Origin of the sequence: Mesorhizobium denitrificans (genome assembly GCF_003403035.1) — a bacterium.
GTDB classification, from domain to species: domain Bacteria; phylum Pseudomonadota; class Alphaproteobacteria; order Rhizobiales; family Rhizobiaceae; genus Mesorhizobium_G; species Mesorhizobium_G denitrificans.
In genome coordinates this window covers 261,230-283,471 of record NZ_QURN01000006.1, presented here as the reverse complement: position 1 = coordinate 283,471, position 22,242 = coordinate 261,230, and the positions used below count along the sequence as shown (strand labels likewise).

The 22,242-nt window shown below is 56.6% G+C and carries 25 protein-coding genes and 1 tRNA gene; 20 read left to right on the top strand and 6 right to left on the bottom strand.

The genetic code is table 11. The features are described 5' to 3' along the window. Window positions 1–9: 9 nt before the first annotated feature. From DY251_RS10045 to DY251_RS10025, 5 genes are all read left to right on the top strand, one after another. A complete protein-coding gene (locus tag DY251_RS10045; RefSeq protein WP_116623744.1) occupies window positions 10–174 on the top strand; it encodes a histidine kinase in 165 nt (54 codons plus the stop codon). Further along, entirely contained in the window at window positions 171–1,094 is a 924-nt protein-coding gene (locus DY251_RS10040; RefSeq protein WP_116623743.1) for a site-specific tyrosine recombinase XerD, read from the top strand. Before DY251_RS10045 ends, DY251_RS10040 begins: the two co-directional genes overlap by 4 nt. Before the next feature lie 39 nt (window positions 1,095–1,133). Then, window positions 1,134–2,084 carry an acetyl-CoA carboxylase carboxyltransferase subunit alpha gene (locus tag DY251_RS10035; protein WP_116623742.1) on the top strand — a complete coding sequence of 317 codons (951 nt, stop codon included), beginning with the start codon at window positions 1,134–1,136 and terminating at the stop codon, window positions 2,082–2,084. A 188-nt stretch (window positions 2,085–2,272) separates the two neighbouring features. Continuing rightward, window positions 2,273–3,619, top strand: coding sequence for a L,D-transpeptidase family protein (locus DY251_RS10030; protein ID WP_116623839.1), 1,347 nt, complete (start codon window positions 2,273–2,275; stop codon window positions 3,617–3,619). 10 nt (window positions 3,620–3,629) lie between these two features. Further along, a complete protein-coding gene (locus DY251_RS10025) occupies window positions 3,630–3,860 on the top strand; it encodes a sulfurtransferase TusA family protein (protein ID WP_116623838.1) in 231 nt (76 codons plus the stop codon). Between the two features lie 165 nt (window positions 3,861–4,025). Here the strand turns inward: DY251_RS10025 and DY251_RS10020 are convergent, their stop codons facing one another. Together DY251_RS10020 and DY251_RS10015 are read right to left on the bottom strand one after the other, a co-directional pair. Next, on the bottom strand, window positions 4,026–5,126 hold the full coding sequence (locus DY251_RS10020; protein WP_116623741.1) for a CobW family GTP-binding protein: 1,101 nt from the start codon (window positions 5,124–5,126) through the stop codon (window positions 4,026–4,028). Beyond that, complete coding sequence (locus tag DY251_RS10015; protein WP_116623740.1) at window positions 5,123–6,274, bottom strand: D-alanyl-D-alanine carboxypeptidase family protein; 1,152 nt, start codon at window positions 6,272–6,274, stop codon at window positions 5,123–5,125. The genes DY251_RS10020 and DY251_RS10015 overlap by 4 nt, the downstream gene beginning before the upstream one ends. Before the next feature lie 159 nt (window positions 6,275–6,433). Between DY251_RS10015 and DY251_RS10010 the strand changes: the two genes are divergently transcribed. The 6 genes from DY251_RS10010 (at window position 6,434) to DY251_RS09995 (ending at window position 10,245) form a co-directional block, all read left to right on the top strand. Continuing rightward, the gene (locus DY251_RS10010) at window positions 6,434–7,597 is read left to right on the top strand and encodes a M20 aminoacylase family protein (protein WP_116623739.1); all 1,164 of its coding nucleotides are present in this window, start codon (window positions 6,434–6,436) and stop codon (window positions 7,595–7,597) included. Between the two features lie 53 nt (window positions 7,598–7,650). Beyond that, window positions 7,651–7,727: transfer RNA gene (locus DY251_RS10005), tRNA-Arg, on the top strand. A 190-nt stretch (window positions 7,728–7,917) separates the two neighbouring features. Beyond that, on the top strand, window positions 7,918–8,094 hold the full coding sequence (locus DY251_RS21465) for a hypothetical protein (RefSeq protein WP_158553245.1): 177 nt from the start codon (window positions 7,918–7,920) through the stop codon (window positions 8,092–8,094). Between the two features lie 270 nt (window positions 8,095–8,364). Further along, window positions 8,365–8,538 (top strand): hypothetical protein, encoded by a 174-nt coding sequence (locus tag DY251_RS21460; RefSeq protein WP_158553244.1) that lies wholly within the window; start codon window positions 8,365–8,367, stop codon window positions 8,536–8,538. Window positions 8,539–8,718: 180 nt separating this feature from the next. Next, a complete protein-coding gene (locus DY251_RS10000) occupies window positions 8,719–9,393 on the top strand; it encodes a LysE family translocator (RefSeq protein ID WP_245415913.1) in 675 nt (224 codons plus the stop codon). 285 nt (window positions 9,394–9,678) lie between these two features. Beyond that, entirely contained in the window at window positions 9,679–10,245 is a 567-nt protein-coding gene (locus DY251_RS09995) for a hypothetical protein (RefSeq protein ID WP_137113624.1), read from the top strand. 43 nt (window positions 10,246–10,288) lie between these two features. On the opposite strand, the gene DY251_RS09990 is transcribed toward DY251_RS09995, so the two are convergent. Together DY251_RS09990 and DY251_RS09985 are read right to left on the bottom strand one after the other, a co-directional pair. Beyond that, window positions 10,289–10,936: a response regulator gene (locus tag DY251_RS09990; RefSeq protein WP_116623737.1), complete on the bottom strand. Its 648-nt coding sequence runs from the start codon at window positions 10,934–10,936 to the stop codon at window positions 10,289–10,291. Next, complete coding sequence (locus DY251_RS09985; protein WP_116623736.1) at window positions 10,933–12,333, bottom strand: sensor histidine kinase; 1,401 nt, start codon at window positions 12,331–12,333, stop codon at window positions 10,933–10,935. The genes DY251_RS09990 and DY251_RS09985 overlap by 4 nt, the downstream gene beginning before the upstream one ends. A 56-nt stretch (window positions 12,334–12,389) precedes the next feature. On the opposite strand from DY251_RS09985, the gene DY251_RS09980 reads away from it, so the two are divergent. The 7 genes from DY251_RS09980 to DY251_RS09950 all read left to right on the top strand — a co-directional run bounded on the left by DY251_RS09980 (window position 12,390) and on the right by DY251_RS09950 (window position 18,564). Further along, window positions 12,390–12,725 carry a hypothetical protein gene (locus tag DY251_RS09980; protein ID WP_116623735.1) on the top strand — a complete coding sequence of 112 codons (336 nt, stop codon included), beginning with the start codon at window positions 12,390–12,392 and terminating at the stop codon, window positions 12,723–12,725. A gap of 105 nt (window positions 12,726–12,830) precedes the next feature. Beyond that, entirely contained in the window at window positions 12,831–13,928 is a 1,098-nt protein-coding gene (locus DY251_RS09975) for an MFS transporter (RefSeq protein WP_281004447.1), read from the top strand. 342 nt (window positions 13,929–14,270) lie between these two features. Continuing rightward, window positions 14,271–14,675, top strand: coding sequence for a hypothetical protein (locus DY251_RS09970; protein ID WP_116623733.1), 405 nt, complete (start codon window positions 14,271–14,273; stop codon window positions 14,673–14,675). Between the two features lie 143 nt (window positions 14,676–14,818). Then, complete coding sequence (locus tag DY251_RS09965; RefSeq protein ID WP_116623732.1) at window positions 14,819–15,412, top strand: sugar transferase; 594 nt, start codon at window positions 14,819–14,821, stop codon at window positions 15,410–15,412. Between the two features lie 13 nt (window positions 15,413–15,425). Beyond that, window positions 15,426–16,040 carry an acetyltransferase gene (locus DY251_RS09960; protein ID WP_116623836.1) on the top strand — a complete coding sequence of 205 codons (615 nt, stop codon included), beginning with the start codon at window positions 15,426–15,428 and terminating at the stop codon, window positions 16,038–16,040. Between the two features lie 7 nt (window positions 16,041–16,047). Next, on the top strand, window positions 16,048–17,262 hold the full coding sequence (locus tag DY251_RS09955; RefSeq protein WP_116623731.1) for a DegT/DnrJ/EryC1/StrS family aminotransferase: 1,215 nt from the start codon (window positions 16,048–16,050) through the stop codon (window positions 17,260–17,262). Between the two features lie 108 nt (window positions 17,263–17,370). Next, window positions 17,371–18,564 carry a glycosyltransferase family 4 protein gene (locus tag DY251_RS09950; RefSeq protein ID WP_116623730.1) on the top strand — a complete coding sequence of 398 codons (1,194 nt, stop codon included), beginning with the start codon at window positions 17,371–17,373 and terminating at the stop codon, window positions 18,562–18,564. Here the strand turns inward: DY251_RS09950 and DY251_RS09945 are convergent. Both DY251_RS09945 and DY251_RS09940 read right to left on the bottom strand, forming a co-directional pair. After that, on the bottom strand, window positions 18,540–19,559 hold the full coding sequence (locus DY251_RS09945; RefSeq protein ID WP_116623729.1) for a glycosyltransferase family protein: 1,020 nt from the start codon (window positions 19,557–19,559) through the stop codon (window positions 18,540–18,542). The two genes, DY251_RS09950 and DY251_RS09945, sit on opposite strands and share 25 nt — an antisense overlap. A 15-nt stretch (window positions 19,560–19,574) precedes the next feature. Continuing rightward, complete coding sequence (locus DY251_RS09940; RefSeq protein WP_158553243.1) at window positions 19,575–21,098, bottom strand: oligosaccharide flippase family protein; 1,524 nt, start codon at window positions 21,096–21,098, stop codon at window positions 19,575–19,577. 255 nt (window positions 21,099–21,353) lie between these two features. On the opposite strand from DY251_RS09940, the gene DY251_RS09935 reads away from it, so the two are divergent. Further along, complete coding sequence (locus DY251_RS09935) at window positions 21,354–21,569, top strand: hypothetical protein (RefSeq protein ID WP_137113622.1); 216 nt, start codon at window positions 21,354–21,356, stop codon at window positions 21,567–21,569. A 65-nt stretch (window positions 21,570–21,634) separates the two neighbouring features. After that, window positions 21,635–22,240, top strand: coding sequence for a CDP-alcohol phosphatidyltransferase family protein (locus tag DY251_RS09930; protein ID WP_116623726.1), 606 nt, complete (start codon window positions 21,635–21,637; stop codon window positions 22,238–22,240). The last annotated feature ends 2 nt before the right edge of the window (window positions 22,241–22,242 follow it).

Genomic DNA, 22,242 nt, shown 5'->3' with positions numbered 1-22,242 from the left:
TCGTCCAAAATGCCGTCGCTGTTCCGGTTCTTGACCGTCATCGCAATATTAGCTGGCCTCGTTTACGCTGCGATGTATTCGCTGGCGGAATTCGTTACGCCAAAGCAGACGGAAATCAGCGACCGCGTGCCGCTGGACCTGCCGCCGCCCGGGCAGCCGGTAAAAACACCATGAGCGCCGCGCGAATCGAGGCGTTTCTGGAAATGATGAGCGCCGAGCGGGGCGCGGCGGAAAACACTCTTCAATCTTACCGGCGCGACCTTGAAGACGCTGCGGAGCATGTGGGCGGACGGCTGGCGGATGCATCTACCGAGGATTTGCGCACCTATCTCAATGCAATTGCGGACCGCGATTTCGCGGCCTCGTCGCAGGCACGCAAGCTTTCTTCGCTTCGGCAGTTCTTCAAGTTTCTCTATGCGGAGGGGCTACGACAAGACGACCCCACCGGTAAGCTCGACAGCCCCCGGCGCGACCGCACTCTGCCCAAGACGATGAGCGAAGCCGAGACAGGGCGATTGCTCGACCGGGCTGCTTTAGAAGCAGCAGACGTGAATTTGCCTGATGCCGCGCGGTTCGCAGCGATCCGAATGCAGGCTCTCGTGGAAGTGTTGTATGCAACTGGCCTGCGCGTTTCCGAACTGGTTGCGCTGCCGATTGGCGTGGCGACGCGCGACGACCGCTTTTTTATCGTGCGCGGCAAAGGCAGCAAGGACCGGATGGTTCCGCTTTCCACCAAAGCGCGACAGGCGATGCGTCTGTGGCTGGAAGCACGCAACGCAGTGCCGCAACTAAAGGAAAAAACCTGGCTGTTTCCGGCACATTCGGAAACTGGCTACCTTCCTCGACAGATTTTTGCGCGAGATTTGAAGTCGCTGGCTGCGCGCGCTGGAATTTCGGCCGCTAAAATCTCGCCGCACGTGCTGCGCCATGCATTTGCAAGTCACCTTCTGCAAAACGGCGCGGACCTGCGCGCAGTTCAGCAATTGCTTGGGCATTCCGACATTTCGACCACCCAAATTTACACGCATGTTCTGGAAGAACGGCTCGTCAGGCTCGTTCAGGACCATCATCCGCTTGCCGACAAGGCAGGCTGACGCTATGTCAGGCTGAATTTTCAAGGGTTCGCGCAAGGCATGTACAATTATCTCGACTTCGAAAAGCCGGTCGCTGATCTCGAAGGCAAGATCATCGAGCTGAAGAAACTCGCCGAGAGCGGGGAAGCCGTCGACGTCGGCGATGAGATTGCGCGGCTGGAAAAGCGCTCGCAGGAAGCGCTGCAAGACGCTTACCGCTCGCTGACCCCGTGGCAGAAGGTGCAGGTTGCGCGCCACCCGGATCGTCCACATTGCGTTGATTACGTTGCTGAGCTTTTCACTGATTTCACGCCATTGGCTGGCGACCGCGCATTTGGCGAGGACGCAGCGCTGGTTGGCGGATTTGCGCGCTTCAAGGGCGAATCCATCGCCATTCTGGGGCAGGAAAAAGGCTCGGACACCAAAACGCGCCTCAAGCACAATTTTGGCTCCGTACGGCCAGAAGGCTATCGCAAGGCCGTCAGAATTATGGAAATGGCCGACCGTTTCGGCATACCGCTGGTAACCCTGGTGGATACGGCAGGCGCGTATCCGGGTGTCGGCGCGGAAGAGCGTGGACAGGCCGAAGCGATTGCAAGCTCCACCTCCGCCTGTCTGGCACTGAAAGTGCCGTCCGTTTCGGTCGTTCTGGGCGAAGGCGGGTCCGGCGGCGCAATCGCCATCGCGACGGCCAACCGCGTCTATATGCTTGAACATGCGATCTATTCCGTGATTTCGCCGGAAGGCGCCGCCTCCATCCTGTGGCGAGACACGACACGCTCGAAAGATGCAGCAACGAACATGCGCATCACCGCGCGCGATCTGCTTGATCTGAAAATCATCGACGGGATTATTCCCGAACCGCTGGGCGGCGCGCATCGCGGCCGTGAAAAGATCATTAAGGACACCGGCGACCAGATCGAAAAGGCTTTTAAGGAGCTTGCCGCGTCAAATCGCGATTTCCGCGAGCAGCGCCGCGAGAAGTTTCTGGCGATGGGGCGGCATCTCTAGGGTCAGGGCCTGCTAATTGGGACGAAATGGTGTGAGGCCACAAAATCGCCGCCTACGCGGTTAATTGAGGTAAGATCAGGCTTCGGGGGCGCGTGACGGTAACCAGTTCTCAAGGTTAACAGGTTTAGCGTCGTGCATGATTTGCGAAACCAACAGCGTTTCGCCGGGACAACAGATCGAACGACATGATGGAAGCGAAAATACTCAAGGCTAGTGTATTGGTTGCGACCCTGCTGCTCGCAGCTGCCTGCAATGACAAATCCGGCATTTCCGGCATGGCTTCGCGTGGCCAGCCTCACATTTCCGCAAAAACCCTTGCCGAAATGAAGAAGCAGGATATGCCGATCAGCTCGCCGGTTGTCGCGCGCGTCTTCAAGGAAGAATCCAAGGTCGAAATCTGGAAGCAGAAGAGCAATGGCCGCTATGGTCTGCTCTCGACCTATGACATCTGCAAATATTCAGGCCAGCTTGGGCCCAAGTTCACAGAAGGTGACCGTCAGGCTCCGGAAGGTTTCTACACGGTGCGCCCGAGCCAGATGAACCCGAATTCGCAGTATCATCTGTCGTTCGATATTGGTTATCCGAACGCTTTTGACCGCGCGCTGGGCCGCACCGGTTCGAACCTGATGGTGCATGGCGCATGTTCATCGTCCGGCTGCTACTCAATGACGGACGGGCAGATCGAAGAGATTTACGCGATTGCGCGCGAGTCGTTCAAAGGCGGCCAGCAGGAATTCCAGATTCAGGCCTATCCGTTTCGCATGACGCCAACCAATATGGCGCGCTATCGCAACGACACCAATTTCGCATTCTGGAAGAACCTGAAAGAGGGCTATGACGCCTTCGAGATTACCAAGGTGCCGCCAAAGGTGGACGTTTGTGAAAAGCGCTACGTGTTCAACATGAGCACGCCGCTTGGCACCAAGATTTCGCCGACTGGCGCATGCCCCACCATGACGGCCTCAGACTCCATGGGCGCCGCCTATCAGTCTTACCAGCAGAAGTATGACGCCGCATTCACGGCTGCTATCGGCAAGGGTGCGCCGCCGAAAGACTCCATCAACGGCATCGAAGAAGCGAATCTGGTTAAGGATTGGACCAAGCGCCGTGCGCGCGGCGAGCGGATCACCATGGACCCGCCATCGCTCGACGCAAGCGGCAATCTGGTCGTGACCTCGCAGATGGGCCGCGCAACCAATGAGGCAGGCCGCAGAATGGCTGCCGCGGAGGCCGAAGAAGCGGCAAAGCAGCGCGAGGCCGAAGCGAAGATTGCCGCTAAAAAGCGCGCCGAAGAGGAAAAGGCTGCGCAAATAGCCGAGGCAAAACGCCAGAAAGAAGAATCTCAGGCACTGGCCGAAGCTCAATCCACAAGCAATGCAGCGCCTGCAAGCGAGGCTACGGCAGCCATCGCTCCAACAGCGCCTGCTGCCGAGCAGGCAGCACCGGCAGAGGCCGTTGCCTCCGCGCCAGCCGAAGATGGAAGCGGCGTGATCGGCAATGTGCGCAAGCGCCTCGGCAAACTCTTTGGCGGCTGACGCACACAGCATGGCCGAAACACCGGTCTATGACCTCAAGGGGCTGAATTGCCCACTGCCCGTGCTCAAAGCGCGGCGACGCCTTGCCGATATGCAGACCGGCGCGCAGCTATGGGTCGAAACAACCGACCCCCTTGCCGTGATCGATATCCCCGCCTTTTGCCGCGAAGCAGGTCATGTGTTGGTGGACACACAGCCGCAGGCAGACGGCCATCGCTTTTTGATCAAGCGCGGGGCGTAATTTAACCCTCATCCGCCTGCCGGCACCTTCTTCCACAAGGGGAGAAGAAGGATAATTGCAACGCCGATTTCAATCGCAAACGTTGCAGAATAAGCCGAGACATCTAAATTTCTGCCTTCTCCCCTTGTGGGAGAAGGTGCCGGCAGGCGAATGAGGGGTATTATTTCAATATCTGCCGACAGCCAGCGGATTATCCTCGATGGCGGCGCGGTCGGGTTGATCGACACCGGGCTGGTTCGTTATCGCACCGAACAATCTGCGCACATGATCTTCCTGTAGATCGAAGCCGATAATGACCAGGCGCGTGCCGCGCACAGCATCCGGCCATTCAGCAAGCCATGCGGGCGGATGAAAAGTCTTCTGCACGGCATGCAGCACCAGCGGCCTTTCGGGGCGCTCCGCAACCTCAATAATGCCCTTCAACCGCAGAAGGCCGTCGCCGTGAACGCTACGCAGAAGTTCCAGAAAAGTCTCAACCGAGCTGAACGGCAATGCCCGATCGTATCGCAAGGAAAGCGATGAGATTCGATCATCATGATGCCCATGATGATGGTCGTGATCATGGTCGTGATCATGGTGATGATGATCGTGATGGTGAGATGATGCCTCGCCGAGCCAGCGCGCGACATCGGCCGTTTTTGTCGATGGATCGTATAGGCCGCAGCCTGTCAGTATCGGGGCAAGCTGCGGGGCACGCGTGGAGAAAATCTCGGCACCCGGATTCAAATGCGCCAGACGATTGCGAAGCGCCTCAAGCTGAGCACTGTCAGCAATATCTTCCTTGCTGATCAAAATCCGATCCGCGACGGCAACCTGCTTCACAGCCTCGGGATGGGCGTCCAGCGTTGCGGCTCCATTGACCGCATCGACCAGCGTGACCACGCCATCGAGGCGATAGGCTTGCACGAGCACGGGATGCGCCATGAGCGATTGCAGCACCGGCACCGGATCGGCCAAGCCGGTCGTCTCGATGATAACACGCCGAAGCTTTCCGATACGGCCTGTCTGCATACGGTCGACGAGATCAGCCAGCGTGTCCACAAGCTCGCCGCGCACAGTGCAACACAGGCAACCATCAGCGAGTTGGATCACACCATCGGACGCCTGCTCGACAAGCAGGTGATCGATGGCGACATCACCATATTCATTGATGATGACCGCCGTGTCGGTCATTTCCGGCTCCTTCAAAAGCCGGTTAAGCACCGTGGTTTTTCCTGCGCCCAGAAATCCGGTGAGGATCGAGACGGAAATCGGCTCGCTGCTCATTTCCGCAAATCACCTGCCGCGCCAGAGTCACCCTGTACAGCAGCGCCAGAGCCATCGGGCATCGGCAGATCAGGCCGCCAGGAGGGGATCGGGACGTCTGCGACTTCTTCCTCACTCTTGCCACGACTCGCAAGCGGAACCGGTCCGGTCGCGCCGCCCAAACCGACATCGACCAGCTTTGGCGGGTGGTCGAGCTTCTTCTTGAACGGCGATTCCTGCTTTTCTTCAGCCTGCTCGCTGGGCTGCGCCTGCTTCTGGCCTTTTACGGGCGTGGGGCAGATGATCGGACGCTGACTGATCGGCTCACGCGCCGCGTCACCATAGAACGGCAAGGCCGAAACGGTTTGCGCGCCCGCGCTCTGATTTGCGAAACCAGCATCGAGCAACGCCGCTGCGTCGACCGCACGCGTCTGCGCATCTTTTGCGCCCAGAACGATTGCCACCAGCGTGCGGCCATTGCGCGTGGCCGAGCCAATGAGATTGAAGCCGGATTCGCACACGAAGCCAGTCTTCATACCGTCCGCGCCATTGTATCGACCGACGAGCAGGTTGAAATTGGTGAGCACACGTTTGCCTGCGCGCAGACCTTCAATGCCGTAATAGCCGCTGTATTGGGGAAACTCACGCCGAAGCGCAGTGACAAGAAGCGCCTGATCGCGCGCGGTCGTAAACTGGTCGGGCGCGAACAGGCCGTTTGGATTCGCATAGTGCGTATCCGTCATGCCGAGACGCGCAGCTTCGGTATTCATGCGCTGAACGAACAATTCCTGAGTGCCGCCGACATTCTCGCCAATCGCCATCGCGATGTCGTTTGTCGAGCGCACGAGCATCATCTTCAGCGCGTTGTCCAGCTTAACGACCGAACCGGGCTGGTAGCCCATCTTCGCGGGTATCTGGGACGACGCATTTTTCGAGATGCGGATAGGCGAATCAAGAGTGAGTTCGCCAGCGTCCAGCGCGCGGAACGTAACATAGGCCGTCATGAGCTTCGTCAGGGATGCGGGATACCAGCGCTGAAACGCATCCTGATGATGAATGACGCGGCCACTTTGCAGGTCGAACAGCATGGTTGGGTTTGCCAGCGCCGGAGATGCCACCATCAACGCAGCACCAACGAGCAAAGATTGCAGAAATGAATTAGGTCGCATCAATCGTTCCGATAGCATATTGCCGGAAAAGCCGGGCGGAACCTGTGTCAAAGCACTTCCGGCCAGGTCGGCTTGGGTGCTATCTACCCTATGTGACACGAAAATGGCAGATCATTCGTGTCCAAGCATTGGTTTGCCCTCTGAATTGTGAGTGAAAATATGCCCGTAATGAACAGAGCCGCCGAACTGCAGAACGAGGTGACGGAGTGGCGACGTCATTTGCACCGCAACCCTGAACTCATGTTCGATGTGTTCGAGACTTCCGATTTCGTTGCAGCAAAGCTCGCGGAATTTGGATGCGACGAGATCGTTCGCGGCTTGGGCAGAACGGGTGTCGTGGGCATTATTCAGGGCAGCAAGGGCAGCGGCGAGACGGTGGGCCTGCGCGCGGACATGGACGCGCTGCCCATCATCGAAACCACAGGTAAGCCTTACGCATCCGAGACTAACGGAAAGATGCACGCATGCGGCCATGACGGCCACACCGCGATGTTGCTGGGTGCGGCGAAATATCTGGCTGAGACACGCAATTTCGCGGGCCGCATCGCCGTTATTTTCCAACCCGCCGAGGAAGGTGGCGGCGGTGGGAACGAGATGGTGAAGGACGGCATGATGGAGCGCTTCGGCATCTCGCAGGTGTTCGGAATGCATAACATGCCGGGCCTGCCGGTCGGGCAATTCGCGATCCGTTCAGGCGCGATCATGGCGGCAACGGCCGAATTCACGATCAACGTACGCGGACGTGGCGGCCACGCGGCCATACCGCACAAGAATATCGACCCGATCGTGATTGCCTCACAACTCGTGATGAACATTCAGACGATTGCCTCGCGCACGACAAATCCGCTCGAATCGGTTGTCGTGTCGGTGACGAAGATTCACGGCGGCGATGCGTACAACGTGATCCCGGAAGTCGTTGAACTGGCCGGCACGGTGCGCACCTTAAAAGAAGATGTCGCCCGACGCACGGAGGAACGCCTGCGCGCAATATGTGCAGGTGTCGCGGACGCCAATGAAGCGATCATCGACCTTGATTTCGACCCCAACTATCCGGTGACTTTCAACCACCCCGAACAAACGGTGTTCGCCGGTAACATTGCAGCGGACATTGCAGGAGAGCAAAATCTGACGCGCTCCATGCAGCCGCTCATGGGTGGCGAGGACTTTTCCTACATGCTCAACGCGCGACCCGGCGCATTCATTTTCATCGGCAATGGCGACAGCGCAAACCTTCATCACCCCGCCTATGATTTCAACGATGAGGCGATACCTTACGGCATAAGCTACTGGGTTCGACTGGCTGAATCTGCTCTCGAACGGTAGTTTCAAGCAGGCCATTGTCGAGCGCTTTCGAAGCGGCTATGTGAGTGGCGCATGGTCCCGTAGCTCAGTAGGATAGAGCGGCAGATTCCTAATCTGTAGGTCACAGGTTCGATTCCTGTCGGGATCACCAACAAATTCACGAGGTTACTTGTTTCAAGCGATCGATTTCATGTTGCATCTTGTTGCAACTGATTTCGCAATGTTTTCAATGATTGCCACTGGCGCGCGGCTACTCGACGCGACATGATATAAGACATGGAGCGCGCCGATAGCTTTTGCTCAGGAGATTTCGCGGAGCAGAAGCAGCGGCTGAAGATCAGATGATTTCGAGCACAGCAATTGCGCTCACCGGCTTTATCGCGTGGACCCTGCTCCTGCTTGTACGGATGGAGCTGATCAGGATCTATCTCGTTGTTTCCCGGCAGGTAGCGGCGAATGAGTTAAAACCCGACAATTCCGGACTTTCACCATTCATGCAGCGCCTGGCCCGCGCCTGATCTGAGACGATCCGACATCAAATGGTTTAGCTTTTGAACCATCGCCCGGCGCACTGAACCGAGGTCCGATGCTGCATTCCGTTCTTGCCCGAGTACGGCCTCACTCAACGAAATGTTAACGTTAAGACACGGTTTATGCCCAATTTCTAAGCTTTTTTGCTCGCAGCACAACTTCACCATCTTCGGCTGAATGATCAATTCCTGCCGATCATCGACCGATGCTTTCGCAGGACCGGCAACACAATGCATTGGATCTGGGAGGAATGAACAATGCCCGACGCACTGATAGAAATGGAAATTGTAGAGCCCGAGATCGATCTGGATAAGTTGCACCAAGCCATCATCGATCAAATAATGGCGCTTGGTTTTGCGATGTCTCAAGCCGACCGGATCGCAGCTGACGTTTTCAACGATGCACTGGTTGCTATGGACGAAGCGGCGTAAAACTCCAGTCCAGGCACAAGGTACTTCACGCCGCAGCGACGCTTGGCGCTCTTTTCATCGCCTTTGCGTCGCCGCTGGCAGCCATTGCCATTCTCGCCAGAACGCTCCCCGCCCCGCTGAACCATGCGCTCATAATTCTCGGCTTGGTCGATCGGGTGGTCTGCATCGGCGAAAGTCTGCTTGCTGCTTCCAAACCACAATGCCAATCGCTATCAGCATCATATGCTGAACTTCTTCGCCGTCTCCGTTCCTACCCTGCTTTCCTTTGCGTTGGCATCGTTCCTTATCGAACTCACGCCGGGGCCTAATATGACATATCTGGCCCTCGTTTCAGCAAGCGACGGGCGCAAGGTCGGTTTCGCTACGGTAGCCGGTATAACACTGGGCTTGGCGATCATCGGTCTACTCGCCGCCTTTGGCGTGGCAGAACTCGTTCAGGCGTCAAGGCTTGCCTATGATGGCCTGCGGTGGGCTGGCGTGCTGTTCCTGCTTTATCTGGCGTGGGACGGATGGCGGCAGGGAGAGATCACGGTTGCTGCGCCGAAACATGAGGGACTGGTCCGATATTTCTGGCGCGGGCTTGTGACCAACATTCTCAACCCGAAGGCCGCCGTTTTCTATGTTGCGGTTCTGCCAACCTTTCTGGACGCGACGCGCTCGCCCCTGCCGCAGACCATTTTGCTATCATTCGTCTACGTAGCTGTTGCCACCATCGTTCATACGCTGATCGTAGTGCTGGCGGGGGCACTCGAGCCAATGCTCAACGATCCGCAGCGTGAGAAGATCGCCCGCCGCGCGCTGTCGGCGTTGCTGGCGCTGGTGGCGATCTGGTTTGGGTGGTCAACCACTCGGTAATTGCCCAAGTGACGCAATCGCCGTTGATCGCTTGCAGTGGCATCGAACACGAAGCTGGTGTGCGAAGTCTCCTGATCTGCAGGTCACAGTTTCTATTCCTGCCAGGATCACCATGCATTTGCAGTCAGACGAAAGTCCCTACTTTTGTGGCTGCCAGATAGGGCTTTGGTGCAGCCGGGACATTAAGAGGTCCGAGGAAGGGCACGCAGAGGTTCTAGGCCTCTCGCATCAAATCCAAATCGCGATCAACCTCCAATCAGAGTTCGATTGATGAAGGAGGTTTCCATGCAATCCATATCCCGAAAGCTGAAACTGTCATGCGCTTGCGTGACTTTGGCACTCGCATTTGCTGCTTCGCCATACACACTCTCGTTCGATGGCGCACATCTGCTTAAAGCAATGACCGCCGCCGCCAAAGATGGCAGTTCAGGCGGAGGCAGTGGTGGAAGCGGAGGAAGTGGTCGCGGTGGTGGCGACGATAGCGGCGGCGATGACAGCGGATCTGGCAGCGGTCGCAGCGGCAGCGACGACAGCGGCGGCAGTGATGATAATGGCGGACGTGGACGCGGCTCCGATGACGGCGCAGGCGACGATAATGGTGGTCGCGGCCGCGGACAAGATGACGGTCCGGGAGATGACAAAGGCGGCCGCCGCGGCGCCGAACACACCAATCCCGCCACAGGCGCCAAGGTCGAAATCAGCGGGCGCAACATCGAAGTCGAATATGCGAACGGCACCAAGGAAGAGATCGAAAACGGTCGCTACGAGATGAAAGACGCACGCGGGCGCACAATTGTTGAGCGCACAGCCACTGCGGCGGACCGTTCGCGCTTGAATGGGCTGGTGCGTTAGTTTGACGATGTCCAGGGGCGGGCAAATGGCCCGCCTCTTTGCGTTACTGCTGCGCGTCTCTCGTGTCCCGTAGCATCAAGGCAGCTTCGGTTCGATTTGTAACGCCAAGCTTCGATAGAATGCGTGTCATGTGATGCTTGATCGTCTTTTCCTCAAGTTCGAGGCGACCGGCAATAACCTTGTTGCTCAAGCCCAACCCAACCAGTTCGAGAATTTCGCTTTCGCGCCTGGTTAAATGCTGAATGCCGCTTCGCGCTTCGTCAGATTGTTTTCCAATTCCCGACAAGAGCCGCGCAGAAAGAACAGGCGACAGATATTGCTCGCCTTCGGAAACGCGCTTTAGAATCTCGACAAGGCTGCGTGAGCCGATCCCCTTCAATATGTAGCCGTAGGCTCCGCTCGTCAGAGCTTTCGATATATCCTCATTACTCTCGGAGACGGTGAGCATGACGATCTTTTGCGACGGGTTTTCGGCGATGATCGGCTGTACCACGTTCAGTCCACCACCCGGCAGGGAGACATCCAGCAGCAGAATGTCGGGGCGCAAATCCTGCGCGAGACGCTTCGCATCGTCGGCAGTACTGCCCTCCCCCAAAATCTCGAAGTCACCGGTTTCCTCCAAGCTGCGCGCCACGCCGGCGCGAAACAGCGGATGATCATCTACGATTGCAACGCGCAGCTTTCTGTTCATGCAGTTGCGTGCTCCTCAACCGGTATTGCCATTGTGACGGTCGTTCCCTGCGGGGAGGATTTCAGGCAAAATTCACCGCCGAGACTTTCGACACGTTCGCGCAGACCGGCGAGCCCGAGAGCCTCGGGACGGGTGTCCGATACATCAAAGCCCGATCCCAAATCTGTAACCGCGATCACCAACCGGTTGTCTTCAACGGTTTGGGTAACCGAGGCGCGCGCGCCGGGCGCGTGCCGATAAGTGTTGTTCAAGGTTTCCTGAACGAAACGGTAGATGCAGATTTTCTCGGATGGGACGAGCATTAGCGACGGTTCGGTAATATTGAGATCGACCAGCGAGCCGGTGCGACGTACATGAGCATCTACCGCCATGCGCAAAACTTCAGGCAGTTTTGCCGTCTCGACCTTTGGCAACACCAACCCGTTGCAGATATTGCGAATTTCATCCATCGCCTCGTCGAGACTCGACTTGATGAGATTGATTTCCTTGGCGCTTTCAGGGGGCTTGCGCGCAGACCCCAAGAGATTTGGACTTTCCAGACGCAGCGAGGCGAATGCCAGCAATTGCGCCGGACCATCATGAAGCTCCGCTCCAACGCGGCGCAGATAGCGCTCATTATGCGCTGAAGCCCGTTGCGATGCCCGCTGCACGCGCTGGCGCAAATGTCTATTCTGTTCCAGCAGACCGGATAATTCGCCAACACGCGAAGCCAGGGAGCGGCGCTGGCTTTCGATAGTGCGACTGCCGCGAAACACGATGATCGACAGGATCGCGAATATGAGCAGCGCGCTGCCACACACAACGAACCAGCTTCGCAGCTTGGCAGCCTCCAGATCGCGTTTGAAATCCGTAGCGATCTCGTAAAACTCTGAAACGGCTACTACATCACCTGACCACGGCTGAAGAACAGGATTGTAAATCTCCAGCAACGGCTCCGCGCTCTGCTGTTCTGCTTCGCTTTCAGCACCATGCAATTGGTCCAGTTTGGCAACAAACTGACCATTCCACGCAGCGCTCAACTCGTCGCCAGGCGGAAACTTGCGACCGACAAGGTTCTTGTCCTTGGCGTAGAGAATTGTTCCGTCCCGCTTCCACAGCTTGAAAGAGAGAAGGCGTCGCCCAAGAGCGCCCTGCGATAAGGTTTCGTCCAGAGCGCGAACGACAAAATCGTCAAGCGTTTCCGCTCGCTGCATATCGGGCAGCAACGGCGCAATCACGCTATCGACATAGAGCGCGGTCGATGCCGCGGAATTGCGCGTAACCGCCTCTTCAATCTGTCTGGAGACAAGATTTCCAATGACGAACATGGCCAACAGAAATACCATGCCACCGGCCAGCAAAAACTGGCGTGCAAGGGTCAAACTGTTCCATGCATCGAGAGCGCGCTTTAAATACATATACGAGGAGAACGTTTCGATTGGCTCGTTTTATCCCGGCACAAAGGCGCAGGCTTATGACACGCATCTCGCAGGCGATTGCTTTCTCGCTGATCTGCATATTGCCTGGTTGCGCCACGTCGCCCACGGACTACGTTGCCGGGCTTTCCCAGCAAGACCCAAAATGGCAAACGCCGGAGTGCGAGAAAATGCGCAAAGCGGCGCTGGACTATGACGCTGGTGAGCAACGCATTTATTGGTCGGCGGGCGCTGTGCTCGGCCCATATGGCTTAGGGCTTGCGGCGGCTGGCAAGGAGCATCAGGCAAAGGAACGAAAGCAACTGGACCGTGAGATTCATTTGCAGTGCTCAAGCCAGCCATTTCCCAAAGAACTGCAAGGCACGAACCCATAAGCGTCAGCGAAGCGCTATTTATTTCGCCAAAGCCAAAATCTCACCGTGATGAATCTGCTGGTCTGAAATGGTGCACAATTCGGCCGATTTCACAGGCTCGCAGACTTGACTTCTCGCGTGCGGTTAATGGGTTCAGGAATGCTTTTCTGGAGCTTTTTTTCTGCGCTGAGTGGCTTTGCGTGGAGCTTCCCAGCCTTTCTGATTACGCGGGTGGGCGTGGGTATCGGAGAAGCAACGCTCGCACCGGCAGCAACGTCCATAATCAGCGGGCTTTTCCCATCAGAACAACGAGCGAAACCTACGGGCATATATATGCTGGGAATCCCGCTCGGTTCACTTCTTGCTTTTACGACCGTGGGCGCGATAGCCCATCATTTCAATAGCTGGCGCGCGCCATTCCTGCTTTCGTTTGTGCCCGGTATCATCCTGGCGTTTTTGATATTCTCGCTGAGTGGATCCATCCCCGGCGCGCCCAAAAAGGAAAGCCTCACCATAAAGAGGCCGTTCAGAGCTATTTTCGCCGTGCCGACATTCTGGAGCATAGCATTGGCGGGCATCGCCTGCAGCTTCGTAACTTTTGGAACCAACGCATTTCTGGTGCCGCTGTTGCAGCGTCATTTCGGCGTCAATCTGCAACAGGCCGGCATGTATACGGGGCTGATCGTTGGCGTGACTGGCCTGATTGGTTTGACCGCCGGCGGCTGGATCGCAGACAATTTGCAGGCTTCTTATCGCAGAGGTCGCATTCTTATGGCGGCGTTCAGTTTCATCGCCTCCGCCGCACTTATCGTCTGCGCGCTGCTGGTGAGCGTCGAGCATGTGCAATTGTTCGTCGCCTTGTTTGCTTTGGGCTGGCTGCTGCAATTTCCGCTATACGTCTGCTTATACCCAGCACTCCACGACGTGATTCCTGCAGAGCTGCGCGCGACATCAATGTCGATGTTCATTTCTGCCTCCACTTTGATCGGTGGATCGCTGGGACCGGTGGCCGTCGGGCTGCTCTCAGATCATTTTGCATTGAAGGCGCAATTGGCTGCGAACTCTCCAACGATGGAAGAAGTATTCCGTGCAGCAGGGCTGCACGCAGCACTCGGAATTATTCCAATCGCTCTGCTATGTGCCTCGGCAGCGACGTTTTTCGCTGCATGGAAATTTGTGAAGGATGCCGACAAGCTGCGTTCGGCAGAACAGATCGCCCGATAGTGCGCGACTGAGCAGCAATTGATCTTAATTCGAGTTTCACCTCATGCGCACTCGCGCAGGCGGCCACTCGCCTATCATTTGCGAAAAGACTCAAAAAAAATAGCAACATGCTTTGAGATTGTGCAGCAGCCGACAATTGGGGCTAAATCTCGGTGCTAATTTTAGGCATCATTGCATTCAACGGGTCCAAGAAGAACGAATTCAAACGATCTTTTTCGAGCAGGCCAACGCAAAAAATCATTTAGACACAAGCAGTTCGAGTAAGTCGCGTCGCTGACTTACTGAGGTGTAAGTGCGCCCAAAATTGCGCTGGCCAACTCAATATGGAAGGAGTCAGGCAGCATGAAGCGCGGATTGGAATTGTCGGCACAACAGCTATTCGCACTGGTGTATTCTCTCAAGGGCAAGAGTCTGCGTGCGTCATGGGACCAGCGAAAACACATCGCGATAGAGCTACCGCTTGAGAAGGACACGGTCCCAAGCACAGTCACCGAAAAAATCAGCACCGAACTCATGAAGGCGACGCACGCTTACCTTGGCGAAGAAGCGGTTAGCGTGATGCAGTCAATCAGCTATCGCTCCGATGAACCAGAAACACTCGCCCAGATACAAGAGGCGCTTGATAGGCTCGAACTCGACCGCAGAGAGCAAGGTGATGGCGAGCTTTGGCAAGTTGTTGCCGATCATCTCGGCCTCAATTGGCTCAGCCACTACAGGCTGACCCCGGTCAGCAACATGTTGCACTGAGACGAACCCTGTCCGGGGCCCTCTCCGGGTAAATCAAGAAAGCCCCGCACCAGCTTGACAGGTTAAGGTTGCCGGGTCGCCACCGCAGCGCTATGCCAGCATCATGCGTCGAACTTTTCAAAACCCGGTGCGATAGTGGCTTGATGAAACGCGTTTTCGATATTTTGGTGTCGCTTGTGGCGCTTATTGTTCTGGCGCCTGTTTTTGTGCTCGTTTCAATAATGGTGCGCCGCAAGCTCGGCAGTCCCGTTTTCTTTCGTCAGCAACGACCGGGCTTGAACGGCGCTCCATTCGAAATGGTCAAGTTTCGCACCATGATTGCCGCACACGGCGCCGATGGTAAAGCTTTGCCGGATAGCGAGCGACTCACCGCCTTTGGGCGTTTTCTGCGATCCACGAGTCTTGATGAGTTGCCGGAGCTTTGGAACGTGCTGAAAGGCGACATGAGCCTTGTGGGGCCCCGCCCCCTACTCATGGAGTATTTGCCGCTCTATTCCGCCTTTCAGGCGCGCCGCCATGAAGTGCGCCCCGGCATAACCGGCTGGGCACAAATCAATGGGCGCAATGCCATTTCCTGGCCTGAAAAATTCGAACTCGACGTTTGGTATGTCGACAATCAATCATTTTGGCTGGATATCAAGATTCTCGCGCTAACCTTCATTCGCGTGCTGAAGCGTTCGGATATTTCAGCACAAGGGGAAGCCACAATGAAACCATTTGCAGGCAACACGCGCTGAACCAGATCGCATCATGACCAGAAAGCTTCTCGTTCTCGGCTTTGGCGGACATGGCCGATCCGTCGCCGACGTAGCGCTCGATTGCGGCTATGAGGAAATCGCGTTTCTCGACGATGCCACGGGTGACCCGTCTGCGAAAATTCTGGGGCCGTTCTCATCGCTAGGCGAGTTCGCGACGGAGTGGCCCGAGGCTATTGCAGCGGTTGGCAACAATACGCTTCGGCTGCGCTTGTTTGACGAAATAGGCCGTCATGGCCTCAAACAGGTTAGTATCATCCACCCTTCAGTGCAAATCAGCAGAAGCGCGGAAATTGGCAATGGGGTGTTTGTGGGACGCGCGGCTGTGATCGGGACGGATGCGAAAATTGGCGATGCAACAATCGTCAACACGCGCGTCAGCATTGACCATGATTGCAAGATTGGATTAGCCAACCACATCGCACCCGGCGCTACATTGTCCGGCGAGGTTACAACAGGTGAGCGAGTCTGGCTCGGCACCGGTTGCTCCGTGCGGCAACGAGTACGGATCGGCGCGGATGCGGTGATCGGCGTCGGCGCAGCCGTCGTCGGAAACCTTCCGGGTGCGCAAACCTATGTCGGCGTGCCTGCGCGAGCTTTGGGAAAATAAGTCGACTATGCTCAACACACCCTTTTCGCCTTGGCCTTCATTCACAGAAGAAGAGATCGACGCCGTTTCGAGCGTCCTGCGATCCAATAGGGTCAACTATTGGACCGGCGAGGAATGCCGCCAGTTCGAGCGTGAATTCGCCGATTGGGCCGGATCGAAATTCGCTATCGCGCTGGGCAATGGAACGCTTGCGCTCGACCTTGCGCTTCACGCCATCGGGATAAAGCCCGGCGATGAAGTGATCGTCACGCCGCGCACTTTTCTGGCTTCGGTTTCATGCGTTGTGAACGCGGGCGCGACGCCGGTGTTCGCCGAGGTCGACCGCGACAGTGGCAATATTACCGCCGAGACGATTGCAGCGGTGCTGACCGAGCGCACGAAGGCGGTGATACCCGTCCATCTGGCAGGCTGGCCCTGCGATATGGACCCGATCATGGACCTTGCCGAGCGGCACGGCTTCAAGGTGATCGAGGACTGCGCGCAGGCCCATGGCGCGCAATATAAAGGTCGGTCGGTTGGCTCGATTGGACATATCGGAGCCTGGTCTTTCTGTCAGGACAAGATCATTACCACCGGCGGCGAAGGCGGCATGGTGACAACCGACAACCGCGATTTCTGGTCACACATGTGGTCGTTCAAAGATCACGGAAAAAGCTGGGAAGCGGTCTATGAGCGCAAGCATCCGCCCGGCTTCCGCTGGGTCCATGAAAGCTTTGGGACCAACTGGCGGCTGACGGAAATGCAGGCTGCGATCGGGCGCATCCAGTTGGCGAGGATGCCAAAATGGAAAGCCGCGAGAACGGCAAATGCCGGAGTTCTTATTGACGCGCTTGCGCGCTTTGCGGGCAAGAATGGCGCCGTCCGCGTTCCGACGCTGGCTGACAAGCACTCGATGGGAAACAACTCGCACCACGCTTTCTATAAGCTTTACGCCTATGTGCGCCCGGAAAATCTGGACGATGGCTGGTCTCGCGACAGAATCATTAAAGAAATCAATGAGTTCGATGTTCCTTGCTATCAAGGCTCGTGCTCGGAGGTTTATCTTGAGCGCGCATTTGACGGCACACCGTGGAGACCGAGCAAACCGTTTGCGATTGCGCATGAACTCGGCGAAACAAGCATCATGTTTCTTGTGCATCCGACACTGACCGAGGCTGAAATGGAGAAGGCTTCTGTGGGGATCACCACCATTCTTCAACTCGCACAGGCAAAAAGCGATTAATTGGTCTTTCGGATCAGGTTTATCTGTTCCATACCCCTCACGCTCCAGGCCCCGAAGGAGCACAGACTGACATCGAGGTAGCGCTCGTATTTTCCAGATTGGCTATTGATGAATATTTGGTACTTCAACCACTATGCTGGTGGACCCGGTATAGGGCCCGCGATGCGCTCCTACTATCTTGCTCGCCACTGGGCATCGATGGGCCATGAGACAACGATCTTTGTTGCGCGCTTCCATCATCTTCTGACTTCCGGCCAGCCCCTGCCAGCCGAGCAAATGATCGACGGCGTGCGCTATCTTTCGCTTCCTGCGCGCAAATATTCTGAGAACGGCGTTTCGCGCTTTTTGAACATGCTGGACTATTGCCGCGCCATGCAGTCAGTACAGGAGGCGAAGCCCGACGCAATTATTGTCTCCTCGCCGCATCCGTTCGCGATCTATCCGGCTAGAAAGCTGGCGCAAAAATACGGAGCGAAGCTGGCTTTTGAGGTGCGTGATCTCTGGCCGCTTTCCATCACCGAGATTGCAGGAAAATCCAAGCTTCATCCAATCGTGATGCTGGCCGGGTTCGCACAAAGCTATGCCTATGAGCATGCAGACGTGGTGGCATCCCTGCTTGAGCACGCCGAGCCCTATATGGCCAGCAAAGGATTGACCCCCGGCAAATTCATCTACGCGCCAAACGGCATCGACCTTTCAGGGCCGCAGCCGACACGGCCCGTTACGGAAACAGGCAGAGCCGCTGCAAAACAAATAGAAGACTGGCAGCGCGAAGGCCGCAAAGTGCTGATCCATCCGGGATCGCAAGGCATTCCCAACGCACTCGACAAGGTTATTGATGCAGTTGCCTTGCTGAAAAGCGATCCGCGTCTTGGACTTTTGCTAGTTGGTTCGGGCGGCGAAACGGAACGCCTGAAAGAGCAGGCAAGCAACGCCGAATTGTCCAACGTTGCCTTTTTCCCGCGCGTGCCGAAGGAAGAAGCGCTATGGCTGACGGCTGCTTCCGACATCGGATATGCCGGTGGGAAGAATTATCCGACGCTGTATAAATACGGAACCTCGTTCAACAAGGTGACCGATTTCATTCGCTTTGGAGTGCCGTTCGTCGAAGTCATAAAAACGGGGCTCGGCATATTGGCCGAATCCGACGATCCCCAATCCATCGCGCAAACGCTGCGACAGGTCCTGGATGAAGACCCAGAAAAACTGCGGGCAGACGCGAAAACAACCGGAGCGGTTGCCCTGAAGAAACTGGACTACGAAACGATTGCCCGGCGCTATCTCGAAGCGTTGTCGCGATAACGCGGCGAGGAGCCCGATTCCAATTGCTCCGTCTGCAAAGCGCGAAATCGTTCGAGCATTCTTTCAGCTAGCCGCGCCCGCGTGCCTGCCTCGCTCAATTGCGGCTCCTGTTTCGCGACCGCTGCAAGCCGCTCGGCCATGGCAACAGGGGAAAAGCCGAGAAGTTGCGCGCAGAGCTGATTTTCGAGCAGCGTTTTTTTGGCGGATCGCGACAACGATCTGAGGCTACTAAGCCCGCCGCCTCCTTCGCCCGGCCCACGGTAGTGGTTGATTGCGTATTCCGCGTCGGGAATTACAGGATCGGCACTCGCTGAACGAAAACGCCCAAACTTGCTGATGGCGCGCCCGCTTGGGGCAGGAACCTGGTAGATGCGCAGCTTGACGCCCAACGACATCGCCCAATCGGTCCATTTGAATATGGACACATTGCCGCTGGTGCCGATGGCAAGCCACGGAACGCCAAGCGCATCTGCTACGATTGCACCGTGCAGAGATTCGGTGAGGATCAAAGACTTTCTGTTGATGGCTTGAAAGACGTTTACTGGGTCGTCAATCGGCGTAATGAGTTCCATGTCGGCCAGAGTTGCGGCTTCCTTCCAGCCGCCCTCAAGCTCCGATTCCCAATGCGGGATCAGGCCGACACCTTTCCGCTCGACATTGCGAGAGTCGATGCCGAGCACATTTGGCGCGAGTATAGCGCCATCGGTCAGCGCTGCATCGGCATCCGCGCCCAACACCTTTGCGGATAGCGGCCCGCGCACACACCAGATGGTGCGCGGCATCTTCCAATCGACAACCGAGTCATAACCGACACCGCTGGAAAAGACGTGGAGGTGGTCCACATTTGCAAATGAGCGACCGACGATTGTTCCTATGCCGAGAAAGCCGGTGCGGCTCGTTTCATCGAACATATCCGGCGCCAGACGCGGCCAGAGGTCGACATTGAGTTCGTCGCCAAAGTTCTTTTGCGGATTGGAATGATAGATGAGCTTCATCGACGCCGAAGGCCACTAGGCAGCGGCCGCCTTTCTTCGGTTCACGAGCAATTCAAGGAGAACCCGGACGCGCTGCCTCGAAAGCACCAGCAGCACGGCGAGATAGCAAGTCGCGCCGAGAAGTATCTTGGTGCCGATACGCTCCCACGCAGCCATTTCGGAAAGGTAAGGACTGATGAGATAAAGCACGGCCAGCATCGCCAACGTCGCGACAGTGGGCGAGACGAATTGCGCGAGATAGCGCTTCACATCAATATGGAGCGTCTGCACGGACAGCATGATGGCCGCCGGGAATACGAGAAATGTCTTGGCGGCAATGGCGCAAGTTATTGCGAACACGCCGCGATCCGCGACGGCCAAAACCACCACGAGCGTGAGAGCCTGCGAGATCGCCTGATAATAAAACCACCGATCATTGCGGCCCTGGCTTGAGATCAACGCCCATTGAACGAGGCCGATGCTGCTCAGCAACCCCATCGCACAGAACGCCTGAACGGGCTGAACTGCAGACACCCAGTTGTCACCAAACACAACCGGGATCACATCTCCGGCAATCGCCCCAAGCCCGCCGAAGGCCCCAAATGAGGCCGCGGCAGAGGCAAAGGAAGCCAACAGAAACGCTTCTTTGGCTTTGTCGCGCTCTGACTGCAAGGACGACAGCAGCGAATGCGATACATTGGCGAATGACGCGCCGATAAGGTCGTTGATGAGGCTGAACAGACGCCGCGCGAAGTTGAATATGCCGAGCGCCGCGGGGCCTGCCAGGAAGCCGATAAGCATCTGGTCGATGCTCATCATCTGAAGCAGGCGATTGCCCGACGCGAACAGGCCGGTGCGCCACACGTCGCGAAAGGCATCCGCCGAGAAATTCAGGCCGGGACGCCAGTTTACAGACCAGAAAGCGACAACGAAGGAAACGACGGAAATTGACAGCTGGGAGATCGCCAACGCCCAAATACCGTAGCCCGCGAACAAAAGCGCGATGCAGAGGCACGCCGAGATCAGCGAGGACGAAATCGTTCGCAATGCCATTTGGTGAAACGACATGGACCGGATGATAAGCGCGTTCGGCACCGTCGCCGCGAGATCGAAAATTAGCCGTAGACCAAGAAGCGGCAGCAATGTTCGGACTTGCGGATCGACGAACACATCTCCCGGCCAACTGAAAAAGACCAGCAGCAACAGGATGTAAAAGGCCGTGCCACATCCCACGCAGACCCAGAATACGGAATCCAGATGACGTTGCTTTAGATTGGCCTGTTGAACGAGGACTTCGCCAAGCGCACCGGGCGCGAAAGCCAGAGTGAACGCGACAATGCTCGTTGCAAGCGCGACGAGACCAAATTCGGTCGGTCCCAAAATCCGCGAACTGACAACGAAAACAATTGCGCTAACTGTGGTTGGAACAAGAACGTTCAGCCCAGACCAGAACACGCCCTTGATAGCCGCCTTGCCACGATTCGCGGTCGAATAAGCATAGCTAGCGACCGCGGCATCGGGAGTTTTGCCGCTCACCCGATCTGTATCGGCTGGCTTCAATGCATTTTCTCTTGCAGTGCAGCAAACATACCGCAATGCAACACAATTGGGTATCTAGGCGCAAGCTATTTCGTTCAAACCGGCCCGAAAATGCTCGCATTTCGGCACAAGCACCCAAATATATAGATATATTGGAGCACCAAGGATGCTGTTCAACGATTATTGTTCAGCACGTTGCGCGCAATGAGCTAATCTAGCGCAACCAAGGTTAACCGAGGGAGTTACCCGGCAGTCACCAACCAGGGAGGATCAGGGGTGCCTAGAACAGTGTTCAGGCCGGAAGACATCGGCATGTTGCGCCGCGTCTTTGCAGAGCATTGCGAAAGCTGTGGGATTAAAACCGACATTGGGCGCGAATCCGTCGCCACCTCGCTCATCGGTTTTTATAAATCAGGCATACGCTCGTCCCTCGAACTGCACGCTGCACTTGATAAAGAGGAAAATCGCCCTCCAACAATTTTGAATTATTGAACTACGTTCAAAATTCTGCCTCAATTGTTTTTGAACATCGTTCATAACACGAGGGGAATTCTTGAATGCCTACACTTTATGACGTTAAGCCTGCATTCCAAGGGAAGCTGCGACCGCTAACAAGCCGCCTCGCTGTGGCAGGGATAACTGCAAATCAGGTAACGATAACGGCCGCGTTGATTTCGGTCGTTGCTGGCGCCGCAATGGCGATATGGCCAGCAAACGCGCTGGTGTTCCTGCTGTTGCCGCTCGTGCTTTTCATCCGCATGGCACTGAACGCAATCGACGGAATGCTGGCGCGCGAGCATGGGCAGGCGTCTCGTTTGGGCTTGGTGCTGAACGAAGTCTGCGACGTCGTTTCCGATCTTGCATTGATCCTGCCTTTTGCGGCAGTGCCGCTGTTCCCTGCGTGGGGTGTCGTAGCGTTTGCGCTAACCGCCTTTCTGACGGAATTTGTGGGACTGCTCGGTGTGCCGCTCGGCTCGACACGGCGATATGACGGTCCGTTCGGCAAGAGCGACCGCGCATTCGCATTGGGATTGATTGCCGTATTGCTGGTTTTCCACGTACCGATTGGCGTAGTGGCGCCGTACATCTTCCCTGCGCTGGCGCTACTCTCGCTTGTAACGGTTGCGAACCGCGTGCGCGTGGCGTTGGCTGACGTGCGCTGAGG